18 protein-coding genes are annotated in these 21392 nt (G+C 36.3%); 13 read left to right on the forward strand and 5 right to left on the reverse strand.

Annotated elements, in window-relative coordinates; translation table 11 throughout:
• Nucleotides 1-23: 23 nt before the first annotated feature.
• Nucleotides 24-620: a master DNA invertase Mpi family serine-type recombinase gene (locus tag J2X69_RS01930; protein WP_310097583.1), complete on the forward strand. Its 597-nt coding sequence runs from the start codon at nt 24-26 to the stop codon at nt 618-620.
• A gap of 107 nt (nt 621-727) precedes the next feature.
• A complete protein-coding gene (locus tag J2X69_RS01935; protein WP_310097586.1) occupies nt 728-3187 on the forward strand; it encodes a S8 family peptidase in 2460 nt (819 codons plus the stop codon).
• Here the strand turns inward: J2X69_RS01935 and J2X69_RS01940 are convergent.
• On the reverse strand, nt 3184-4221 hold the full coding sequence (locus tag J2X69_RS01940; protein ID WP_310097590.1) for an ATP-binding protein: 1038 nt from the start codon (nt 4219-4221) through the stop codon (nt 3184-3186). The two genes, J2X69_RS01935 and J2X69_RS01940, sit on opposite strands and share 4 nt — an antisense overlap.
• A gap of 611 nt (nt 4222-4832) precedes the next feature.
• Between J2X69_RS01940 and J2X69_RS01945 the strand changes: the two genes are divergently transcribed.
• The 11 genes from J2X69_RS01945 (at nt 4833) to J2X69_RS01995 (ending at nt 18364) form a co-directional block, all read left to right on the forward strand.
• Nucleotides 4833-6737 carry an SIR2 family protein gene (locus J2X69_RS01945; RefSeq protein ID WP_310097593.1) on the forward strand — a complete coding sequence of 635 codons (1905 nt, stop codon included), beginning with the start codon at nt 4833-4835 and terminating at the stop codon, nt 6735-6737.
• A 92-nt stretch (nt 6738-6829) separates the two neighbouring features.
• Complete coding sequence (locus J2X69_RS01950; RefSeq protein WP_310097596.1) at nt 6830-7348, forward strand: hypothetical protein; 519 nt, start codon at nt 6830-6832, stop codon at nt 7346-7348.
• On the forward strand, nt 7326-9608 hold the full coding sequence (locus tag J2X69_RS01955) for a hypothetical protein (RefSeq protein WP_310097599.1): 2283 nt from the start codon (nt 7326-7328) through the stop codon (nt 9606-9608). Before J2X69_RS01950 ends, J2X69_RS01955 begins: the two co-directional genes overlap by 23 nt.
• Before the next feature lie 2 nt (nt 9609-9610).
• The gene (locus tag J2X69_RS01960; RefSeq protein WP_310097602.1) at nt 9611-9880 is read left to right on the forward strand and encodes a hypothetical protein; all 270 of its coding nucleotides are present in this window, start codon (nt 9611-9613) and stop codon (nt 9878-9880) included.
• 13 nt (nt 9881-9893) lie between these two features.
• A complete protein-coding gene (locus J2X69_RS01965) occupies nt 9894-10319 on the forward strand; it encodes a hypothetical protein (protein ID WP_310097605.1) in 426 nt (141 codons plus the stop codon).
• Between the two features lie 10 nt (nt 10320-10329).
• Complete coding sequence (locus J2X69_RS01970) at nt 10330-12306, forward strand: AAA family ATPase (RefSeq protein WP_310097608.1); 1977 nt, start codon at nt 10330-10332, stop codon at nt 12304-12306.
• Nucleotides 12303-13634 carry a 5-methylcytosine restriction system specificity protein McrC gene (locus J2X69_RS01975; protein ID WP_310097611.1) on the forward strand — a complete coding sequence of 444 codons (1332 nt, stop codon included), beginning with the start codon at nt 12303-12305 and terminating at the stop codon, nt 13632-13634. The genes J2X69_RS01970 and J2X69_RS01975 overlap by 4 nt, the downstream gene beginning before the upstream one ends.
• 643 nt (nt 13635-14277) lie before the next feature.
• Nucleotides 14278-15735: a P-loop ATPase, Sll1717 family gene (locus J2X69_RS01980; protein ID WP_310097614.1), complete on the forward strand. Its 1458-nt coding sequence runs from the start codon at nt 14278-14280 to the stop codon at nt 15733-15735.
• Between the two features lie 271 nt (nt 15736-16006).
• The gene (locus J2X69_RS01985) at nt 16007-16645 is read left to right on the forward strand and encodes a hypothetical protein (protein ID WP_310097616.1); all 639 of its coding nucleotides are present in this window, start codon (nt 16007-16009) and stop codon (nt 16643-16645) included.
• A 253-nt stretch (nt 16646-16898) separates the two neighbouring features.
• The gene (locus tag J2X69_RS01990) at nt 16899-17252 is read left to right on the forward strand and encodes a hypothetical protein (protein WP_310097619.1); all 354 of its coding nucleotides are present in this window, start codon (nt 16899-16901) and stop codon (nt 17250-17252) included.
• A 161-nt stretch (nt 17253-17413) separates the two neighbouring features.
• Nucleotides 17414-18364: a diguanylate cyclase domain-containing protein gene (locus J2X69_RS01995; RefSeq protein WP_310097622.1), complete on the forward strand. Its 951-nt coding sequence runs from the start codon at nt 17414-17416 to the stop codon at nt 18362-18364.
• Nucleotides 18365-18488: 124 nt separating this feature from the next.
• Here the strand turns inward: J2X69_RS01995 and J2X69_RS02000 are convergent, their stop codons facing one another.
• Genes J2X69_RS02000 through J2X69_RS02010 form a run of 4 tightly spaced genes read right to left on the reverse strand, consistent with a single transcriptional unit; the run spans nt 18489 to nt 21108 of the window.
• On the reverse strand, nt 18489-19148 hold the full coding sequence (locus tag J2X69_RS02000; protein ID WP_310097624.1) for an SEC-C metal-binding domain-containing protein: 660 nt from the start codon (nt 19146-19148) through the stop codon (nt 18489-18491).
• Nucleotides 19141-19875 (reverse strand): hypothetical protein, encoded by a 735-nt coding sequence (locus J2X69_RS02005; protein WP_310097627.1) that lies wholly within the window; start codon nt 19873-19875, stop codon nt 19141-19143. Before J2X69_RS02005 ends, J2X69_RS02000 begins: the two co-directional genes overlap by 8 nt.
• Nucleotides 19844-20092, reverse strand: coding sequence for a cyclic GMP-AMP synthase DncV-like nucleotidyltransferase (locus tag J2X69_RS24830; RefSeq protein ID WP_409014374.1), 249 nt, complete (start codon nt 20090-20092; stop codon nt 19844-19846). The genes J2X69_RS02005 and J2X69_RS24830 overlap by 32 nt, the downstream gene beginning before the upstream one ends.
• A 2-nt stretch (nt 20093-20094) precedes the next feature.
• A complete protein-coding gene (locus J2X69_RS02010) occupies nt 20095-21108 on the reverse strand; it encodes a CBASS cGAMP-activated phospholipase (RefSeq protein ID WP_310097631.1) in 1014 nt (337 codons plus the stop codon).
• Nucleotides 21109-21392: the final 284 nt, after the last annotated feature.

Genomic DNA, 21392 nt, shown 5'->3' on the forward strand with positions numbered 1-21392 from the left:
TATATACTATTAAACTGATCACTATGATTTATGGGTACATCCGTGTAAGCACGGATAAGCAAACAACAGAAAATCAGTCTTTTGAGATTCTGAATTTCGCAAAAACAAAAGGGCTGGAAATCGATGAATGGATGGAAGAAACCATTTCATCCACCAAAAAGATGGAAGTAAGGAAATTCGGCAAGTTGCTCAAAAAAATGAAAAAGGGGGATACATTAATCGTGTCGGAGCTCTCAAGGATGGGTAGGAATTTGATGCAGATAATGAAGATTCTACACGATTGCATGGAAACAGACATCATGGTCTATACAGTCAAAGAGAAATATGAACTCGGGAATAACATCAACTCAAAGGTTCTCGCATTTGCATTTGGCTTATCGGCGGAGATCGAGCGCAACCTTATCTCCCAGCGTACCAAAGAAGCATTGGCCCGTAGGAAAGCAGAAGGTCAGGTACTGGGCCGTCCCAAAGGGAGCAAGTCCAAATCGCTGAAACTTACGGGAAAGGAGGAGAAAATCAGACGCTACCTGGACAAGAAGGTTTCCTACAGCGCCATCGCCAGACTGATGGGCGTCAACCGCATGACCGTAGCGAGTTTTGTAAAGGAGAAAATGGACTAAGCATAATGTCCCGGCGTAATAAAACGCCGGGATAATACCAGGTGCAGATAGTAGTATTTATAAATCAATTAGTTATATTCTATCCTTGATTTTTAAGTCTTAACCTTATGCCTGAATATCCCCATCTACTTTATACCAACAGCCCTAAGAAAACCAGCGGTTTTAAAAGAACAAGAGGCCGTGATTCTGAAAAAGATAAAGAGAAACCGGAACCGGATCCTCCCATTTCGGAACAGAAAAAACGCTTTCTGGCGACAAAACTAAAAGCTTATACTTCAGCGGTGGCTGAAAGGGTCAGAAAAAAGACGCTTCCGATTCCATCGAACATAGACATTATTCAGATTGATTTTTATGCAACCTTCGATAAGAAGCTGGAAAACCACTTTTATCAGACCTATGGTTTATACCCAATAGAACTATGTCACTTCAACAAAAACGTTCTCTTCAGCATAAGAGATAAGAAGCTGTTTGAAAATTTCTTCACAGATATCACGACAATTAGCAAGCTTAAGCAAGGGGCGGATCACCGCAAGCAGCCTTTCTCCAGACTGGCTCTGATCAGCGATTTCTTTCTTTTGGATGACACCCAACGAAAAGGTGTTCTTTCTGGGCAGGAAGGGTATGTTTTGACTATTTGCGATATTTTGGAATATACTGAAGCAAAAGAGCAGCTGAATTACTTAACAGATTATCTAAAGTCTGAAGGCGTGGAAGTTTCCAGCACTCAGGAAGATAATCTCCTTTTTCTTAAAAATGGCTTTTCAGGCTTGGATAAGATCTTGGTTGAGAACTTTGATATTATCAGACTGATCACCTCTGCGAGAGTTCCGGTGATAAAACCTGGAACAGTAGCCACCCCTGTCCGTAGTTATGGGTTTGAAGTTTCTGTGGAAGAGGACTTGCCCATAGTATGCGTGATAGATACTGGGATTCAAGCTCAGGTGGAGCCGCTCGCAGAGCTTATGACGGATATTACCATTGACCACACTGGGACAGCTGCTCTTTGGGATGAAGTTGGCCATGGTACAGCAGTAGCTGGTCTCATAGCATTCGGAACTGATTTTTATGATTTATCACTTGAGGAAATTCCGGCTAAGGCCCGGTTGGCAGTGCTCAAGGTAATTCATGAACAAAATGATGACCTGAATGTAGTAGCCTTGATCAAGGACATTCGAGAGCTTTATCTCAGTTATGATATCAGAATCTTTAATATTTCCTTAAATCTTCCAGGCGCAAAACCTTACAATGGAGCTATTGGTAAGTTTGCTTTTGAATTGGATAAACTGGCCTATGAACTGGATATTTTGATCATCAATTCAGTCGGAAATTACCTGATTGAAGATTTTGAATATTTTGTCAGTGAAGGAACACTGGATTTAAACGCTCATTATCCCTCATTTTTTTACCAGACTACTCCTGAGATCGAAGGGCATTCCTGTGATCTGACCAATCTTCAGGAGCCTTCAGAGTCTATGAATAACCTTTCAGTTGGTGCACTATCGGGTAATTTTGAAAAAGCAATAACGGATGGAATCACACCCGCAAAAGAATATCCGGCTTTCTATTCCAGAAAATCACACTGGGATACCTCTGCACTAATCAATAATGTAAAGCTGAAAGGCACCCAGAATAATAAACACCTAAATAAGCCGGATCTGGTATTTGAAGGTGGGGATTATTTGAGCTTGGAAGCTGGAATGGAAGTACTCTCCAGTCCACTGCATTCCTCTCCCTACTTTGCTAGAATGGCCGGAACCAGCTTAGCTACACCCCTTATTACCTCCATGGTCGCCCAGCTGGTAAAGGAATATCCAGCCCTTAAAATGACTTCAATAAAAGCACTCCTGATAAATTCTGCCGAATTGCCCGCTGGAAAAAATCCAACGCATTTTAATTCAGCAGATACTAAAAAGTTGTTCCGTAAACTGACGGGATACGGCAGACCTAACCCTGATAGATTCAGGGAAAACACCATGGACTCAATCACTTTTGTGATCGAGGATACCATCAACTTTGACGGTTTTTATTCTTTCGATCTGAGATTTCCAGATTGGGTATTGTCCACCAGTAATAAAATTGAGTTAACTGCTACGCTGGTATACAAATTTCTTCCCATACCCAATAATCATTTAGCCTACCTGCCGCTACATATCTCCTTTGGGATATTCAAACCAACGGATATAGCTGTCATGTCTCAGCAGGATTTGGATAATTTTCAATTAAGATCGGGAGTGTCTTGGGCAGAAGACCATTTCGGGGTGGAGGATAGGGTTTTTTCCAATGTTCAGAAAATATGCTTCAATATTTCCAATCATCACTTAGATGCAGATAACCCCTCTGTAGCCATTGCAATGCGGTGTTATGGAAAATCAGCTATCCCCCTAGCTGATCTTAGGCATTTGAAGAAATCAAACCATCCTTTTTCTCTAGTGATAGGATTACGGGAAATCCCCAGAAATAAGAATTCCAAACTTTCAGGATCGCTTTACAATGATATCGAAGCATTGAACGAACTACAGGCAATTGCAGATCTGGAGGCAGGATCTTCGGTGGAAGGAGGGATTTAAGCCTTTCCTGTGCTTAGCAAAGCAGCCTTTTCGGCTTCGATCAGCTTTTCCCAGATTGCCTTGTCTATCGTCACTCTGGCTGGAACCAGATCGGTCTCTAGTTTATAGAGACTGCGTTTCATGGCAGAGATCAGCGTCTTTTGGATACTGTAATAGGATAAGCCTTTGGCCTTCTGGATCAACTTCTTCACACCTGCTTTACTGCCAAGGGAAAACACTCCCCGTTTCAGTGTCAACTGGATAAGTTCCTCGATCTCTTCTTCACCCGGAATTTCAAAACCCACCTGTGTATCAAATCTTCTCACCAGTGCATCATCCAGCATGCCTACCTGATTGGTGGCTGCGATTACGATGGTAGACTGGGGGAGATAGTCAAAGAGCTGTAGGATAGTATTGACTACCCGCTTCATTTCTCCATGGTCTTGGCTGTAGTCCCGGACTTTGCCCAGAGAATCAAACTCATCCAAAAACAGGATGCAGTCCCCGGCTGCTGCTTTTTTGAAGATCTTTGCCAGATTTTTACTGGTTTCTCCGAGTTTTGAAGATACAATGGCTCCCAGATTGACCACCAAAAGAATTTTCTCCAATTCTCCTGCTATGACATACGAAGCCAGTGTTTTGCCACAGCCGGAGGGGCCATAGAAAAGAATCTTGTGTGCCACAGGGAGATTCAATGCCTGAAGGAGTGATTTTTTGCGATGTTCAAGGATAAAATGATCCAGTGATTCTTTTACCTGTGCATTGCTGATCAGATCCGTAAGTCTATAGTCTGAGGTCACCTGATCCAGGATCAGGTCATCCACAGCCTTTTGTCCGGGAGTCTCCAAACGGATCCCCGAACTGACCTTCGATCCTCCGGTAGCGGAATGCTGACGTATGGCATCTTTCAGAATGGACTGCAGCTGTATGGCCAGATTGGTCTTCTTGCTTTTTCGGGCATGCTCGATCAGATCCTGAAGAGAATCCTTCAGCTTCTCCTGGTCATTTTCCAGCCCAAACCGGGCAATTTCTTTGATAAAGTCGAACTGTGTCAATTCCTAAGGGATTAGCGAATTCCTATATGTAAATAACATATAAATATTGTATTTACAAATTACGTACTATACGAAGGAATAATTGCCTCTTGGTGATAAAAAAGAAGGCAAAATGCTCATTACAGGCAGAAATTGACATTTTTCGTTCGATCCGAGCATGATGAGGATCTGTCAATAGAAGTATTTACAGTTTTTTTTTCGATCTCAAACAATTTTTGCGCTGAAGCTGAATATCTATAGTATCAGAAAGCACTATAGAAAAGCGATATTTTTCGTTTTTTCTATAATTAGGGGAAATTGTAAATTGGAATTTTTCCCTTTTCTTGCAATATCCTTTTAGTAGATGACGAACAGCCAACTTTTATAACATCCTTCTGGGCTTAGATCCAGAAACCGAGCCAAAAACCAATTATTAATTGTCTTGAATATCAGGGTGAAGTTACAATCTTCACCGAGTGACACAACAACTTTACTGTCCCGAGGCGAGAAGATTGGGTAAAGCAGTAAATGACATAATCTGTCCTAATGAAAATTAGGGATTTCGTTGGATTGGAGATATAAAAAGTGTTATAATTAACACGAGGATCACTTTTCTATATATTTAATTGTACATGATTGAAGATCAGGAGCACCTTTTTGAGAAGATTTTGGAGATGGCCTTAAAAGGTAAACTGATCCTATGGGCTGGTGCTGGATTATCTATGGAGGCAGGATATCCATCAGGTGGGCAGCTGGCTGAATTACTGTGGCAAAGATTGTCTGATACGGAAAAGCAAGATTTACAAATAGACCTATTGAAAGTTTCAGATTACTATGTGAATCACCAGGAAAATGGCAGAAAAGAATTAATAAAAACTCTTACAGAGATTTTTCATAAAAAACCTCAGCCTTCTGATTCTCATGAGATAATTAATAAAATGGCCTTCATAAAGACTATTATTACCACAAACTACGACAAACTTTTTGAAGAGCATATTCTGGATATCGAGGTTCTTAAAACTTCAAAAGATCTTACCCGAATAAAAGCGAACTCACGAAAATTGATCAAGATTCATGGAGATTTAAATTCGCCAAAGCAACTTGTATTAACTGAGTCTGACTATTCTAAATTGTATGGAAATGGAAGGCAAGACCCTTTTTGGAGTAAAGTCCGTGTGGAGCTGACCGAAAAAGGAGTGATTTTTATCGGGTATGGATTTAATGACTTAAATGTTCGAGGACTATTTGAGTATCTGCACAAGAAATTAAAAAGGCACCAGCAGCCCAAATACCTAATTGCTCCAAATCTCTCCAATCCTGATAAGGCAAAACTTGAGAGCTATGGAATTCAATATTTGGATTGTAACGGAATAGACTTTTTAACCAGACTTTATCAAGAATGGAAGACTACGGGTTTTATGCATTTAGGCAGTGATGAAGTGGATACAGATGGCTTGATCAATTCCTTAAAACATGAAGGACTAAGTGATGCCATCAGTATAAAATCTGGAGGAGGAAGGTTATTTACATATAATCCTGTGCCAGGTAAAGCGTGGAATTTAACTGTCACTTCAGATCAAGAAGAATTTGGCAAAAGAATTAATGATTGGCAAAAAGGTTATGGGGCTGATGATTTATTTATACCGAAACAAATTATAAATGAAGCAATCTTAAAAATCGGTGATTTTGTTGTTGGAAATCAAGAAACAATACCAGAGTTCAGGTTTTTCAGACAAGGGAGGATTCATGATAAAGTAAGGATTGTGTTTTTTGAATCTAAAATAGAGTTGGAAAACCTTAATGTAAGGTCTTATAAATATGGAGAAGCTGGATTGAAAATAATAGTAAGTGATCAATATGCTTGCTTTACTATAGTTATCCCCAAAATTAGCACCTCAAATTTCACGTATACTGGAACAATTAAACCAAAAGAGATTTGTGAATCTGTTTCAGGTCTTTTAAAATGGTACGATGCAATTAATGCTTTGGGAAATGGGGAACCTTTTAAGATTTATTCAAAAGAACTTCCAAAAGGTTATCAGGATGCGAATGGAGGTAGTTTTAAAAATGCTGAAGGTTTTCAGAGTACCCGTCTTGTCTTTCAGGTCTTAAAGGAAATAGAAGAAAAGTTTAAGGTTAGGTTTTCAGAAATAAAAGAGAAGGAAATTTTTAGTGAAGGTACACTTAAGCGACTTAATGAGTTTTTACACCTATTTCGTGAAAACAGATTTAAGCCTGATTATGCAAATGGGCTTCCCGTAAGAAGTATTTCTGATGATCCTGAAAAGGATGTAATTCCATTAATTAACAAGGCAAATAAAGATGGATTTTTAATATTTCTTAGTGATCAAAACAATGTTTCACTACTAAATCAAGAAATCCAGCTTGGAAAAGGTCAACTATTCATAGAGAAACCCATTCTTGAAAACATGTCTTCTAAAACCAACGAGATGATAATTAAATCAGGAACCAATAATTATTTTGTTTTCTATGAGGCCTTTGGGTTAGCGACATTTAAAGATCATAAAAATGATTAACTACAATAGATCAATGGTGGAGATTTTAAGGTTTTTCAATTATTGTCATCACTTAAGCTTAATGGACTGCAATGGCCTACATTCTTAAAATCATGAGTGTCATAGTAGGGGTATTGGCTGTGTTGGCAATATCTCTATTGGTTTTGGCCATTCTTATTTGGGCCGTTAATTCTAAAGTAATGCTTCCTGAAATTGTCGACAAAGTGAGTGTATGGAGTTTGAGCGCGGATAACATAGGAAGTTATCTTGAGGTGCTAACTGGAATTGTGGCTTTACTATTCCCAATTTCACTCTCAATTATTTCAGATGCAAAAGGAAAGTATTTTAGTAGTCAAGAAGTGACTTCAGTCGTATTTGAACAGTGTGAATATAAAGGGTTATACTATGTGCTATCAATATTAGTAGTTCTTACTTTTGCATCATTTTGGGATCCGCTTCCAAAATGGTTTGTAATATTAATGCTTTCAGCAATGACGGGATCGCTAGGATTCTTGTTTTTTTTCTTCAGGAAGCTTGAAAAAATAATCAGTGATTTTTCACAATTGGTTAGACATGAAGAGAAATCAAATATTAATAAACTTTTAAGAAATGGAAAAAATCAGAGAGGTTAGAGTCTCTTTTGAAAGACTTTTGAAAGTATGGCTTTCTAAACTTGACAACACTGAGGAAGATCTTATAGCAGAGGACATGATTTGGTTCTCAGAAATTTTTGATGATTTTTTCAAAGGGTCAAACCTCAATGAATATATTAATAGAGATGGTAGATACGAGAATCGGTTGGAGGATTTGGATAAAATGGATTTTACTGATTTTTTAAATTCTACAATTGAATTTAGTAATAGTAAAGAAGATAGATGGGCACGCTTAATAGTGGAAAAACCAAATCAGTTTGATTATTACAGGCAGTTAAATGAGTTGAATTCCGAGAATTATAAGAATTACAATGTTATAGATATTTATTTCAGGATATTAAAAAAATTATATTCCACTGCTTCAGAATATGAATTAAAAAGGACAAAAAATATTGTATTATCCAGAGTGACTTCAACTGTTCATAAAGTGAGTGTTTTTGAAAAGGAAGGTTTTAAATCTATTGGGTTGCTGAGTGATTTTTATTATGAAGTATTAAAAGGACTGTTCTCTAAAAAGGAAATTGAAAGCGGATATCCAGATGAGGAATTTATCGGAGGGGTTTTATTTTTATCTGTTTTTTATGTTTATTATTTGCCTTTGCTGAGTTATCAGAAAGTCTCTCTTATAAGACGATATCTTTTGAATATATGGATTTATCTAAGTTCGATTGATGCTGATAATTTGATTGATGAATTTTTGAATTCGTTATCAAACATGACCACAAGTAATTTATCTTTTAAGGAAATTGATTTATATGATATTCGTTCTCTACTTAAGAATGAGGATCGGGAGTCCGAATTCTATAAACACTTGGATAGTGTTAAAAAAAAAGGCAGTCAAATTATTCTTTTAAGTGATCTTGAAGAATATAAAAAACTACTTGAAATTGTTTCAAACATAGAAGTTCCGGGATATCTGCCGAAAAATATTGTAGAGTACTTTTTGAAAACAGAAGAAGATACCGCTATTCAATTGTATAAGTTTCGGAATATGCAAAGTCTTGTCTTGGAGTATTTAAGTTTAGTGTTACATTTTAAAGATGTAACATATTTCAGGAAGGCGATAATTAGACTTAGGAAGAATGAACAATGGTCCAATCATAGGAAATTCTTACCTAAGTCCATGTATGATGTATTGGTGTGGATCATTATTTTTTCGGATTTGAAGCGTGAAATGAATTTCAGGATTATTGAGCCTTCATTTGGTTATAAATATTTGGGTGATATTTTAGTTTTCCTTTTTAAGGATATCGAGTTCGATGAAGTAGCAATGAAACGTTTGTTGGACTTGAAAGGGTTACAATTGGATTCTTCTTTTTTAAATTCAATGGCTGGTATTTCCGATGAGATTCTTAAAGGAATTGGTGAAAGTGTTTCCATTAATGACTCTGAGAAGAAAAAAAATTACATTTTTTGGGACTTATTGGTAAATTGGTTTCAAGCTCAAATTCAAAAAAGTGAAACGTTAACCCCCTTACCCCATAAAGTTTTCAAAGACCTTATATCGGGTATAGAAAACAGATATAAACAAAAGTCCGTCCTATACTTTTTGTCTAAAAATCTATCTCCATTCGACAGGAAGGATATTGTCCAAAAGGAATTGAAGACACTTGTTATAGCTTCTGATTTACAGCTCCGGAAGTATTTAATTCCAGATTGGTATAGCCCTGCATATGGGCTTTCTGAATCCATAAGTGGTTATTTGTTTGAGGAGGAGATTATGCAATTCGATTATAATTTTTTCCATGCCCAAATTCCAATAAATGCGCAGATTCTTAAACGAGAGTCTTTCAGTCAGTTAACGCAGAAATATGGAAGAAATTATTTGTTTGTATTTAGAAATGCATATCCTGATTTTTGGATTAAAAGTGAAAGCTCTAAGTCAGATAAAAACGACTTGACTCTTCCGCTCACTTTCAGCTACAATACCTATGATAGGAATTCTGAATTAATTATAGTCCCAAAGTCTTCGATGTCTGTACGATATGTAAATGATGGACGATTTAAGAATCTTCAATTCCTTGATAATACACTTATGTGGGAATTGCTTGATTTAGGAGAAAGTAATGAAGAAAATTTAAAAAAGGTGAAATCGATAAAAGGATTCCCAGACCGGTACAGTCTTGTGGATGAGGAATTGAGAAAGCATTTTTGGATAAGGATAGTAGCTAAAACGAAGGTCATTATTAAAGATGAAAATTCAATCCTTAGGTTCAAGTTGAATCCTTACGGCGACTAAATATGACCAATGCACAAAAATTCCTTGATATATATAATGAGCTGGATCAAAGCTTTGCTAAAGCTTTAGGACAAATTAAATATGAATTATTTTCCAGTAGGGTTCGCCAGCTCGTTCTAAGAATTCCAGTTGTGCGAAGGTACAAAGATGATCTGCATCAGTTAGGAAATCTGCGAAATGCCATAGTTCATCAATCGATAAAAGGAAAAGCAATAGCTGAGCCTTACGATGAAACTGTCAGCTTGCTACAGCGGATATTGGCGGAATACTAAGAGTCCTCAGCGGGTGATTCCTATATTTCAGTTTGAGGTTTTTTCGGTAAGGGAGAAAACTCCATTGATTGATCTGCTTTCAGAAATTAAACAAAAAGTTTTTTCTCAAGCACCAATTTTAGATTTTGTGGAAAAAGTGATAGAGGTAATTTCAACTAATACAATCTCCAGATGCTTATTTGATCAGGTGAAAAATGAGAACGTCATCTTGCCAGAGGTTCATATTTCAGAATTTATTCCATATATAGAAATAGCAGAAAACTACTTATTGATTTCCGGGAAAATCTCAGTCTATGAAGCAGCGGAGATTTACCTCAGAAATTTCAAAGAGATGAGAAGTCAATTGGATTGTATGATCATCACACATTCTGGAAAGGTTGGTGAAAAGCTTATGGGGCTTGTGTGTATTGGGGATATTGCTGAATATTTAATTGATTAAATTAACACTTATGAATTTTTACATTGTTTCACCCAACGCTTCTAATAGCTCAAAAGAAGAGGCTTTTTGGAAGGCCTTAATTGAAAAAGAAGAAGTGGCTTTAATAGGCTGGGATTCATCAAATAAATTTGGAAAGATGTTTACCAGCCAAGTTTTGGAAGGAGATTTTATTCTTATCGCTCAAGGCTCGAATGCAAATAAGGCTTTGTATTTAGGAGGTGTAGTAGCGGGACCTTGTGAACAAAAAGTATTTCCTAATGCGCCAAGAAGTATTTTTTATAGGAAATTAAATCGAGTGATAGGAAAAACCGCATTAGACTCGCTTTTCCTAAACTTTAAAGGTTCTGCGTACGGAGAAGCAGCCCAGATACCAGCTATTTATCAATTGAAACCTGATTCTAATTCTATTGATTTAGAAATAGTCAGGAAATTAAAATCCTTAATCCCTGAAAAGGCCATGAGAAATATTAATACACTAATCCCTCTTCTCAAATACAAAAAGCAAATTATTCTTCAGGGCCCTCCTGGTACAGGAAAGACAAGATTGGCAAAGCGGATAGCAAGTGAATTAACTGGAAAAGAGGAATTAGCTGTAGAAAATATTGCAGCGCTAATTAAACCTGGCTTGGTAATTTCTAGCTCAACAAACTATACCGAGTATACTGTTTTATCAATTACTGATTCCGCAGTTCAGGTACAGTTAAAAAATGAAGGGCGGGATTATTATATCTCTTTCAAAGATATTCAAAGAGCCTATAAGATAAAGCTTTGGGAAGGCGGACAAAAAAATGGCTCTGATCCTTATGCTGCTGCTATTGCCAAATTTATCAATGAGCATCTCGTCATTGGAAATGTAAAGTTAATTCAATTTCACCCCGCATATTCCTATGAGGATTTTGTAAGAGGTATTGTTGTGGAGACAGACGGTGGAAACCCTTCCTACCGATCAATAAATAAGATTTTTGCGGAATTAGCAGAAGTAGCTCTGCAAAATTATAATGACTCCCAAAAGCAACCAGAGGAAGTGTCTAAAGAGAAATTGCTGGAGAACTACCTTAATGACTTTAAAGAGGACTTGGCTACAAAGATAGATGAGTCAGAAGAAGGAAAGTTAATGTTGCAAGGTACAAGCACCTATTTGTTTCAGGTAGAAGAGGATGCTGTGCGATATGTAGGAGAAAACTGGAAGCGGCACAGTGTCGGACTTCGCTTACTCTTTTCGGATATCAAGATACTGTATTTGAGTGATGCGAAAACCAGAAAAGATGTAACGACAAATCCCAACATTTCATCCCTTTCAAGATCACACGCAAGTTATACATTGAGGGTTTTAGATCTATTCAAAGCTTTTATGAATGGAAAATCGCTCATTGTAAATCATCAGCAAAAAATTGATGAGATTCCTTTTGTTTTGATCATTGATGAGGTCAACAGAGCAAACCTTCCTTCCGTTTTGGGAGAATTGATCTATGGTTTGGAGTATCGTGGGGAACCAATAGAATCTATGTATGAAGTAGATGGCGATAGGAAAATGATTATCCCTCCAAATTTGTATGTGATAGGAACAATGAATACTGCAGACAGGAGCGTAGGGCATATCGATTATGCAATACGGAGGAGGTTTGCGTTTGTAGATGTATTGCCTTCTACTGATCCAATTTTAAATCCATTAGCGAAGCATATGTTTGAAAATGTTTCTAAGTTGTTTGTTTCGAACTATGCTGAGGTGATCTCGGATAAAGCAACTCCGAAGCGAGCAGAAACCTTAATGGCGGACTTCAAGCCAGAAGATGTTTGGATTGGCCATAGTTACTTCCTGACTGATAAAGCAGACTCACAGACAGCGGTGGATGAGATAAAGATCAAAATGAAGTACGAAGTGCTTCCACTTCTCAAAGAATATGTAAAGGATGGGATCTTAAGAAGTAATGAAGATATTTCAGATGATCCTGTACAAAAGGTGATTCAGGAATTGGATGAGCTATGAAACCGTTTTCTCTACGAGAGCATATATCTACATCATTTGATTTTTCTGAAAGTGATTTTTCAAAGGAAATCTTATTCAAAAAGAAGAGAAAAGATGGAGTATGCGCATCCTTCGTGGCAAAGGAGAGTAAAATTGACATATCCACTTCTTACTATGTTGGTGCAGACTGGATTCCTACTCAAGAGGGGGAGCATTGGCTGTATGTTGAATCTAAACTAAATACGAAATTTGATCAAGAATCAGGTGAAGAGTGTAAGCCAGTGCAGGAAGAGAAGGAGTTGTTTCGTGTTGATGTTTTAAAAATGTTGTTCCAGGCACTTGAAGAACCAGAAGTTCGCGATCATACACAAGAGCTATTTGAAATTAAGTTTGAAAGTCTATGGATACCTTTGCAGAAGCATCAGGATTTGATTTCTCCACTGATTATGATCCAATTCCTGAATCAAGTAAAGGATATAGTCAAAAAAGGTCTAAAGAAAAGTTATTACAAAACTGAGCGAAATCTTTACGCAAAAGTTAAGGGGAAAGTATTAGTAAGTAAAACGATTAAGCAAAATCTCGTCAAGAACAAAAACTTAAATACATTCTGCCAGTATGAGGAATTTGGCGTAGATGGGTTGGATAATCGACTATTGAAAAAAACGCTAACGTTCGTTAGGCGATATCTTACAACAATCAAGGGGTTTGAGTCAGAAGCATATATTCAGGAGACCTTCAATTTTATTCAACCAGCATTTGAAGAGGTTTCGGAAGAAATTCAACTTCACGAAATAAAGCATTTCAAACTCAATTCCTTTTATAAGAACTACGAAAAAGCTACTGAGTTGGCGAAGCTCATCCTACAGCGTTTCAGCTATAATCTTAATGCTGTACAAGATCAAAATACTATTCTTACTCCCCCTTACTGGATTGATATGAGTAAGCTGTTTGAGCTGTATGTTTTGGGGAAGTTGAAGAAAGAATTTGGATCTAAAATCACTTACCATGAAAGAACCTATGGGAATGAGTTGGATTTCTTATTCTTTGATGATCAAGATTCCTTAGTCATTGATGCTAAATATAAGCCTGGCTATATCGGGAAAAGTCATCATGGGTTGCATACTGACATTCGGCAAGTAAGTGGATATGCAAGACTAAGGAAGATTCGAAGTCGGCTTAAAGTCATTGATAAAGACTTGCTACTGGGATGCGTGATAATTTATCCTGATTTGAATTTACACTGCGATGATCTCAGCGAGTTGGCAAAAAAGGATAACGAAGTGATACAATACGAGAAGGTATGGAAAGTGGGAGTAAAGTTGCCCTTGCATAAAACTAAGAATGAATAATCTTGAATCATTAATGAATGGTGCGGAGTAGGTGGTGATAATTCTGCTGATCGACCAAAAAACACTCCAATTCCTTCACATTTCCTCTCATTTCCTTAAAAAATACCCAGTACAGGGTATGTTTTCCTATCATTTTATTCCTTTTCTTGCCACTGTTCTTTATCGCCTGAGGCTCTCAAATACCGAGACCGACAGGATCCGGGAACTACGCCAACTTTTATCATCCTTCCGGGCGTAAATCCGGAGAACCTCTCAATCTAGTGGAAGCACTAGCTTGAATTATACAGCTCACGATCGCCCTCTCTCTTTAGGAGAGGGAAGGGGTGAGGTAGATTCAGACAGCATCCACTCAATGCAGAGCCACCACCAAAGCCGGATCCAGATGCTCAAGGAAAGCTGCCGCTGGAAGTAGTTATTGCTGACGGCATGTGGATTAGATAGGATCATTTAGTGGGTAAATAATATCAAGTCATAAAGCGATAGTAATTACTTGTAAGCGATTAATGTCGGATAACCTTCGGAAATAAAAGAATGAAGGCAGATTATAGTTGATATTGTCTGTAAGGCCATATAAGAAATAACCGCAATTGCGGATATAACATGTTAGCAGCAACACAAAAAAAGATCCACAAAAAATAGACAAATGACAAAATTACGACTTTCAGACATTTATTTAGGTGTAAATGACGGCAAAAAAGAAGCTTTATATAAACAGGATTTTGAAAAGTATTTTGTAGACTACAATAATAATTATACCGATATTCTAAAGCCAGAAAAGTATATTATACTTGGGCGAAAAGGTGCAGGAAAGACAATACTGGCAGAGTACATAAAAAAGCAATCGGAGAACAATGCGTTATGGTTTTGTGACATTAAATCTTATAAAGATTTTAGATTTCACGAATTAATCAACTTCAAAACAAATGATATTTCCCCAAATGAATATACCTCAATTTGGAGATGGATTATTTTGATAGACTTTGCAAAAGTAATTATTGAAGATAATGGAATTCAAGATTTGGAAAATAAAAAAAAGCTTGAAGTTTTTTTTAAAGAAAATTATTATTCACTAGACATTGATGCAAAGAAAATTATAGAAATAACCAAGGGAGGAAAAATAAATGGCTCAATCCTGAAAGAGATTTTACAAATTGGTGGTGAGTTAAATAAACAAACCAAGTTCAGTGAAAGCAGTTACTTAACTTATTTGGAAGACCTAGAGAAAGTTGTATTAAAATTACTCAATAATAGCAAAAGTAAGTATACATTAATATATTATGAACTAGATGATAGATTTCAAAATGACGAGTTTTACAAAAATTCAATAATTAGTTTAATTAAAACAACAGATTCCATAAACTGTGAGTTATTGTCAAAAAGAATAGATGCAAAAGTAAACTTGCTAATTCGCTCAGATATTTTTTCATTATTTAATGATACTGACCTTAACAAGATTAAATTAACTAATACAATTAATATTAATTGGGGAGACAGAGTTAATATTGATTCTCCTCTTATCCATTTAGTTGTTCAAAAGGCAAAACGTTCAAACCAATTCTTAAATCAAAAATCGGATTTTGAAGTTTTTAAAACCTTATTCCCTCAAGATGTAAAAGGCGTAGAACCCTCTAGATTCGTATTAGAAAGAACTCTGTTTAGACCCAGAGATGTTATCACTTTGCTAAATCTAATTATTGAAAAATATCCGCATTCAAGTTATTTTGGGTGGAAGGGACTCATCGAACTAAAGCCAAAATATTCAGAATATCTATTTGATGAAATTCGCAATGAAATGCTTGGACACGTTTCGCAGCACGAAATAGATTTGGTATTCAAATTACTAAAAAATTACAATCACCACTTTTTTAAATTCAAAGATTTAAAAGATTATTTTGAACGTCAACAAAAGCATTATCCTGGAATAGACTTAGAAAAAATTATGGTTTCCTTTTTTCAATTTAATGTTATTGGCAACAAGTGGTTCAACAAGTTTAAGAACAAAGAATATTATACATGGTCTCATAGGGACACGAAAGCGGAACTTGATTTTGATAAAGAAATTGTAATTCATCTTGGACTTAGAGAACAACTTTCAATGTAAATGTGCAGCTGCTAACAACTAGATTTTCGTCGCGTGAGTAGCGCGAAATATGAACACTCTGCTACAAGAAGCAGATGGGATGCCTGTAGTGATTCATCTCATCGAGCTCGTTTGAGCATTGGAAATTGGTTCAACCTTAGGTACTTATTAGTACCAAACGATTTACAAACATGAAGAGCCTTGTGAGGTGAGAGTTTCATGCACGGATCTGTGAGAAGGCGAGGGTGAAATTCCCTTGACTGGCCCGATTAACAACAATCAATAATTAATTATGAGTAGAAAACGAATACTTATTCTACGAGCTTGTGGTATAGCCGGCGAAAAGCAAGAATGTGACAATATAAAATCTCAATGCGAACTTTACGACATAGAAGTCCATGATTACTGCCCAAAAAGCAATCAAGAAATTGACAAAATATTATATTCTGGAATTACTTTCGATTATGTCTATCTAAGCTCACATGGTAATCGTGAGGGCTTTGGAAGCGAAGACGGAGAGATCGATTATAACTGGCTTGATTTCGGAACTGAACTATGTAGTTCAGGATGCCTTGAAGAAGACTGTATTATTTTTCTTTCGTGTTGTCGTGGTGGTCTTAATGAAGTTGCATATAGCCTATTCTATTGCTGTACAAATGTGTCGTATGTTGTTGGGGCAAGACAAAGTTTGGCTCCGCATGATATGCTTATTTCTTTTAATATTCTTCTATATAATGTTCAGCATCGATCCGTAGATCCAATTGTGGCTTGCGAAAAAATAAAACTTGCAACTGATATAAGATTTGTTTGTTTTGATCAGATGGAAACAATGTCTGATTTAGGGTTTTCCTCCTTTGTACAAAATTTAGATGCGAAAGAAATTGAACAAGTCCTAAATGCTAAAGAAAAGGAAAAAGAAAGAATTAATTGACTATATTTCACAACAGGGTCTTCTTTTGTATGCGTTAAAATCAATGTAACCTCAGTTTCACAGTATTCTTATACTCTTAGGTGAACTGATTTGATTATTACGGATATTGCCTCTGGAATTCAAGTGAAAATTAAATAAATGCCAGTTTGGATTTATAAAATCAGCCGTGTCTGTACTGATAGACTCACTACGTCGAGAAAGGGAGTATTAAAATTTACTATGATCACACAAAAAAAAGTAACATATTAAAATAATGAATAAGAAAACATATTTAAAAGAAATAAGAAAGAGGCTACCGGATGATATAACTCTAGAAGATGAAACAGAAAATGAAATCTCAGATGACGAGTTTATTGGAGTACTTTCGTGGATTAAGTATTTTAATTCACATTATAAAGAGCATGGTAAGGATAATAGTCCTGTTATTATATTTCCAATAATTTCTAGAAGGCTGCGTCTCGATTTTGGGTTATACAGATTTCCTAGTGATTCCGAGATCAATAGAGGTAAGCATGTCATTTATATTTCGAACAATGAAAAATCTATGGATGGCACGATCAAAAAGAGAATATCAGTAAAGGAAATAATAAATGTTTGGAAAATTTAAAAATGTAGTGATTATTTGATGAGTTTAGAATTACCCTGCTTCTTTAAAAAAGCCTTCATCGCGTCTGAAACTGGATGTTCAACATTGAAATCCCCAAATCGCTCATGAAAAATCTTCCATCGTTTGGAAAGATAACCTTTACCTCGTTCATCAGTGCATAGGTGGGTAAAAGAGTATTGGGATGGAAAGCTGATATTAAACTAACTTTAGTCATAACTTTAAACAACTATATGGGGCCTAAAAAACTTATAGCCAATATTCTGATAGTATTGACTGTTATTACTGCACTTTTTACTATTATTATTGATAAAGATGATTTGTGGAATAAGCTATTCCCTAATGGAGAAATACTAAATATATATTCTGTTTTATTCTTAATAATTGTCACTAATTTTTTTACTTTTTATACAGTCTACATTTGTTACTATAGAGAGAAAGACAAGCGTAATATGACTCAAAAAGAGCTTGATCGTGCTGAGTTTTTACTAGCTGATAATAAGAAAAAAGAGGTCGTCGATGTCTACACGGGAATACCTAATGAAAAAAAATTTAGAATGGATATCGAAAACCTTGGTAATAGGTTGTATCAATTGATTCTAATAGATTTGGATAATTTTGGGAAAATAAATAAGAAATATGGGCATGACAAAGGAGATAAAATAATGAAATTGATAGCGCAAAGTTTATATAATAGCATGCGTCGTGATGAGGAAATTTATAAAAGGGAGCAAGAAATTCAAGACTCGTTTGTGAAACGGATTTATAGGAAATATAATAAAGGAGATGAGTTTATATTTCTCATCAAAGGGGAACAGTTTGAAGCTATTGGATTTATTAATAGGGTAAAAAAAGAATTTGCTAAATTTTCTAGACAGGCTGAGGAAATTGTAGGAGAAAAAATAAGCTTGGATTTTCATGCAGCAATTAGTCCAATTCATCCAAATGAAAGCTTTGATATTTACTATCGGAGGCTTCATGAGTGTTTCGTGCTGGCCGCTGAAGAAAAAAATGAAAAAAGAATATATTGGTATTTAGATGAACATAAAAAATTTGATGATAATGACTTTCGGCTAAGGTTATATCAGGAAGCAGATAAACTTTTTCGTATTTAAAACATCTAGCAATGGTGGTCGGTCATGAATTTCAAAACTACGTCGCATCACTTACTCCTAAAGAAATCTAGGTATTTTAGAGAATTTGAGTCTGGAAAATGGGTATGGCCGAATTTATATTTATTTACTTTTGGTGAAGCTCACAAGTCATTATGAAACCCATAAATGTATCAATTGCCTCTGACGACAAAGGCTTGAATTTCCTAAATTCATCTCTATGACATTTTCTGAATTTATCCCCACTTCCACAAAAGCAATCGTTTGTCCGATTAGGCTCTGGGTTTGACTTAATGTATTCAAGGAAGCTTACAATTTTTCTCAGGTTGGTTGTTCTAAATGTTTCCTTAAAAAAATCCAGATTTCCACGCATTCCGTGAGCCCTTTCTCTTAGAAAAAAACCATTTACTTCCCGATGTTTTTGATTAAAAAAATATGGGGTAACCTGATTTTCAATAAAGGAGAGAAGTGTTATGCCTTGGCTGCAAAGAATTAATTCTTCTGGCCAAGAGCAAATACAAGCATGTCGATCCGAATGTACATGCCACTCTATATTTGGTGGAATCCTACCGCCTGTTTCAAATACTATTGGAAAGTTTGATGGATAATCAGGCGAACAAATAATTTTTATTTTATAAGAATCTATTTCCTCGCCCTGATCACTTTCCAAAATCAATTCCCCTTGAATTGTAGGAATACCTTCCTTTTCCTCTACATATTGTAGACTTGGGTATTTACTTGTGCAGCCAGAGGCCTCTTCTCTGAAGAGATGGTAGCCACTAATCACAAGCCCATGGATTTGAAGTGGAAGCTCCTGCTATAATGGCTGCTGAATGGCGAGAATTGTTTTGCTGCTTTTCATCTTTACCTTCTGGAAAACGGTCACCAAGATGTTTTCTCCAAAGTTTACTTGCAGCCAATTGGTTTTCCTCACGAAGTGCTTTATCTGCATCCTCAATGATTCTGTTTAGCGAAGTTAAGAAATTGTTTTTGCGGGTTTCATCATAGTCGGCAAATAGATTATCGTTTGGGACAGCAGGCACTACACACTTAAATTCTCTGTCCAATTCCTTTTTAATTTCTTTAAGAATGTCTCTTAAAGTTATATCATCACGCTCATTAAGCACGATTTTTTCCTTAGCATTTGTGGCTAGTATGGTCATTGCTAACCCACTAGGCATCTTTTGATTACAGTCATCTCCCCATCCTTTAAGGTACATAACCTGCCTGATCAATTTTCCTTCCTTATCTTTCTTTCTTTGAAACCATTCGACCATTTCTTTAGGGTCACTGTCTTCAAAGCCAACATTTTTTATGGCAATTCTGTAATTCTCCCCATCAATTTTATAATATACAGGATGGTCAATTTCATAATCTCCTGCAAAAATTGATCGGACGCATTTCTTGCGGTGTTCAGGTGTTGTATCAGTGTAACCATACACCGCTTCCCAAACCCAACCTTGCAAAGTTGTTGCTGTTACATCAGGTTTTCTGAAAAAAATAGATTCCGTCATCTAGATCACAGATATCTTCTTTTGTACGGATACCCGATTTCATCTTATGTGAGCCTTGAATGTAAAACTTAGGTTCATACTCGGGATGATTATCCTTGAACCATTTACGAATTCTTCTTCGCAGTGAGTCTTTTGAAGAAATCATTCTGTTTTTTTTTGTTGATCCAATGGAAATTTCATCTCGATATTCCGCGAATAGATTGTGACAGTCTGCCATGTTTACTTTGTTTTAAGTTGTTTAATGATTTTTATGAGATTGTTTTTAGCTAATTCATCACCAATAGCTTCTAGTCGGTCCAAGTCTTTCTTTCCAGATGCATTTAGGTCAATAGTGTCACCACCCATATCGTACTGAATCCGTAAATAGTCAAAACCACCATCTGTTTTATCACAGATGCGTTTCAAAAAGTTGATATATTGTTCGGTGATTTGTGCTTGGCTGTCTAGAATTATATCTAGCAGTCTTGGTTTAGGGAATAGCCAAAACCAGATGTCTTTTGGCTTCCAACCGGTTTTGATAATATGTTTTCCCTTTCCTGTTCCTAGGGATAATAGACTAATGTCCGAAAAAGAATGCCCCAGCTTCTCCGTGGCTTCCAATATGCCGATAAGAGAAGGATTGTTGGCAAAAATACCACCATCTATCATGTTGATGTTTTTGCCGGACCCAAATTCATTCGAGAATGAGAAAGAATGTGGTGGAAAATATACTGGTGCGGATGCACTGGCAAGTGCTACTTCATGTGCAGGTAATTTGTAATCTCTTAAATATTCTTCATGGTGACGTGTTTTTAGAACATTAATCTGACCTTCATTCCCGTTAAATGCAGGGATGCATACCCTAGTCTTTAGGTCATTTAAGAGTGGAGCTTTGCCGCCATTCGCTTGAGTGAAAATTTCTTCAAGCTTCTTTCGTAGTGCTTTGTTACTGTAGATAGACGTAATGAAAGCCCGGGCTTGCCTAGGAACAATTTTTAGATACCATTTTGGAAATATAATATTGGCGTATGCCTTGTAAAAGGCCACTAGATCAGTAGAGGGAATACCTAAAGCAATAGCGATAGCGAGAATGGATCCAGTCGATGTACCACAGATTAAATCAAAATGTTCATAAAGTTTCTTGTCTGGAGATGTTTTTTGTAGTTCGCGCTCAAGCTCCATGAGTACTTTAGCTGGGATCAATCCCCTTATACCTCCTCCGTCAATTGAGAGTATTTTAAATGGCTTCGACATATTAGCTGGTTATTTAAATTTCTTGCCCTCTTTTTTCTCACTCCTTTTATTTAAATGGTATTCCATCTTTTTTCTATGAATTACCCTTTTGTTAAACCTCTTTTAATCCCTTGCCAACTCTTTGGATTAAGAATTTGGGGCATGGTCTTCACTGCTTCTTTACCTGCATTATCTGCAAATGGCTTGCTTTTTTTGAATCGAAAAGGATTTAGTTGTATTGGCAAATGCCTTAAATCCTTATCGATTTTTTTGACAGGGTTCGGAAAATAGTTGAACTTAAGTTT

Origin of the sequence: Algoriphagus sp. 4150 (assembly GCF_031457395.1) — a bacterium.
Classification (GTDB): domain Bacteria; phylum Bacteroidota; class Bacteroidia; order Cytophagales; family Cyclobacteriaceae; genus Algoriphagus.

Bases quoted from the DNA above. Each gene is read 5' to 3' on its own strand.
- J2X69_RS01955 (WP_310097599.1), top strand. From the start codon at position 7,326: ATGGAAAAAATCAGAGAGGTTAGAGTCTCTTTTGAAAGACTTTTGAAA.
- J2X69_RS01990 (WP_310097619.1), top strand. From the start codon at position 16,899: ATGAATAAGAAAACATATTTAAAAGAAATAAGAAAGAGGCTACCGGAT.
- J2X69_RS01985 (WP_310097616.1), top strand. From the start codon at position 16,007: ATGAGTAGAAAACGAATACTTATTCTACGAGCTTGTGGTATAGCCGGC.
- J2X69_RS01970 (WP_310097608.1), top strand. From the start codon at position 10,330: ATGAATTTTTACATTGTTTCACCCAACGCTTCTAATAGCTCAAAAGAA.
- J2X69_RS01950 (WP_310097596.1), top strand. From the start codon at position 6,830: ATGAGTGTCATAGTAGGGGTATTGGCTGTGTTGGCAATATCTCTATTG.
- J2X69_RS02010 (WP_310097631.1), bottom strand. From the start codon at position 21,108: ATGTCGAAGCCATTTAAAATACTCTCAATTGACGGAGGAGGTATAAGG.
- J2X69_RS24830 (WP_409014374.1), bottom strand. From the start codon at position 20,092: ATGGCAGACTGTCACAATCTATTCGCGGAATATCGAGATGAAATTTCC.
- J2X69_RS01930 (WP_310097583.1), top strand. From the start codon at position 24: ATGATTTATGGGTACATCCGTGTAAGCACGGATAAGCAAACAACAGAA.
- J2X69_RS01980 (WP_310097614.1), top strand. From the start codon at position 14,278: ATGACAAAATTACGACTTTCAGACATTTATTTAGGTGTAAATGACGGC.
- J2X69_RS01945 (WP_310097593.1), top strand. From the start codon at position 4,833: ATGATTGAAGATCAGGAGCACCTTTTTGAGAAGATTTTGGAGATGGCC.
- J2X69_RS01935 (WP_310097586.1), top strand. From the start codon at position 728: ATGCCTGAATATCCCCATCTACTTTATACCAACAGCCCTAAGAAAACC.
- J2X69_RS01975 (WP_310097611.1), top strand. From the start codon at position 12,303: ATGAAACCGTTTTCTCTACGAGAGCATATATCTACATCATTTGATTTT.
- J2X69_RS02005 (WP_310097627.1), bottom strand. From the start codon at position 19,875: ATGACGGAATCTATTTTTTTCAGAAAACCTGATGTAACAGCAACAACT.
- J2X69_RS01960 (WP_310097602.1), top strand. From the start codon at position 9,611: ATGACCAATGCACAAAAATTCCTTGATATATATAATGAGCTGGATCAA.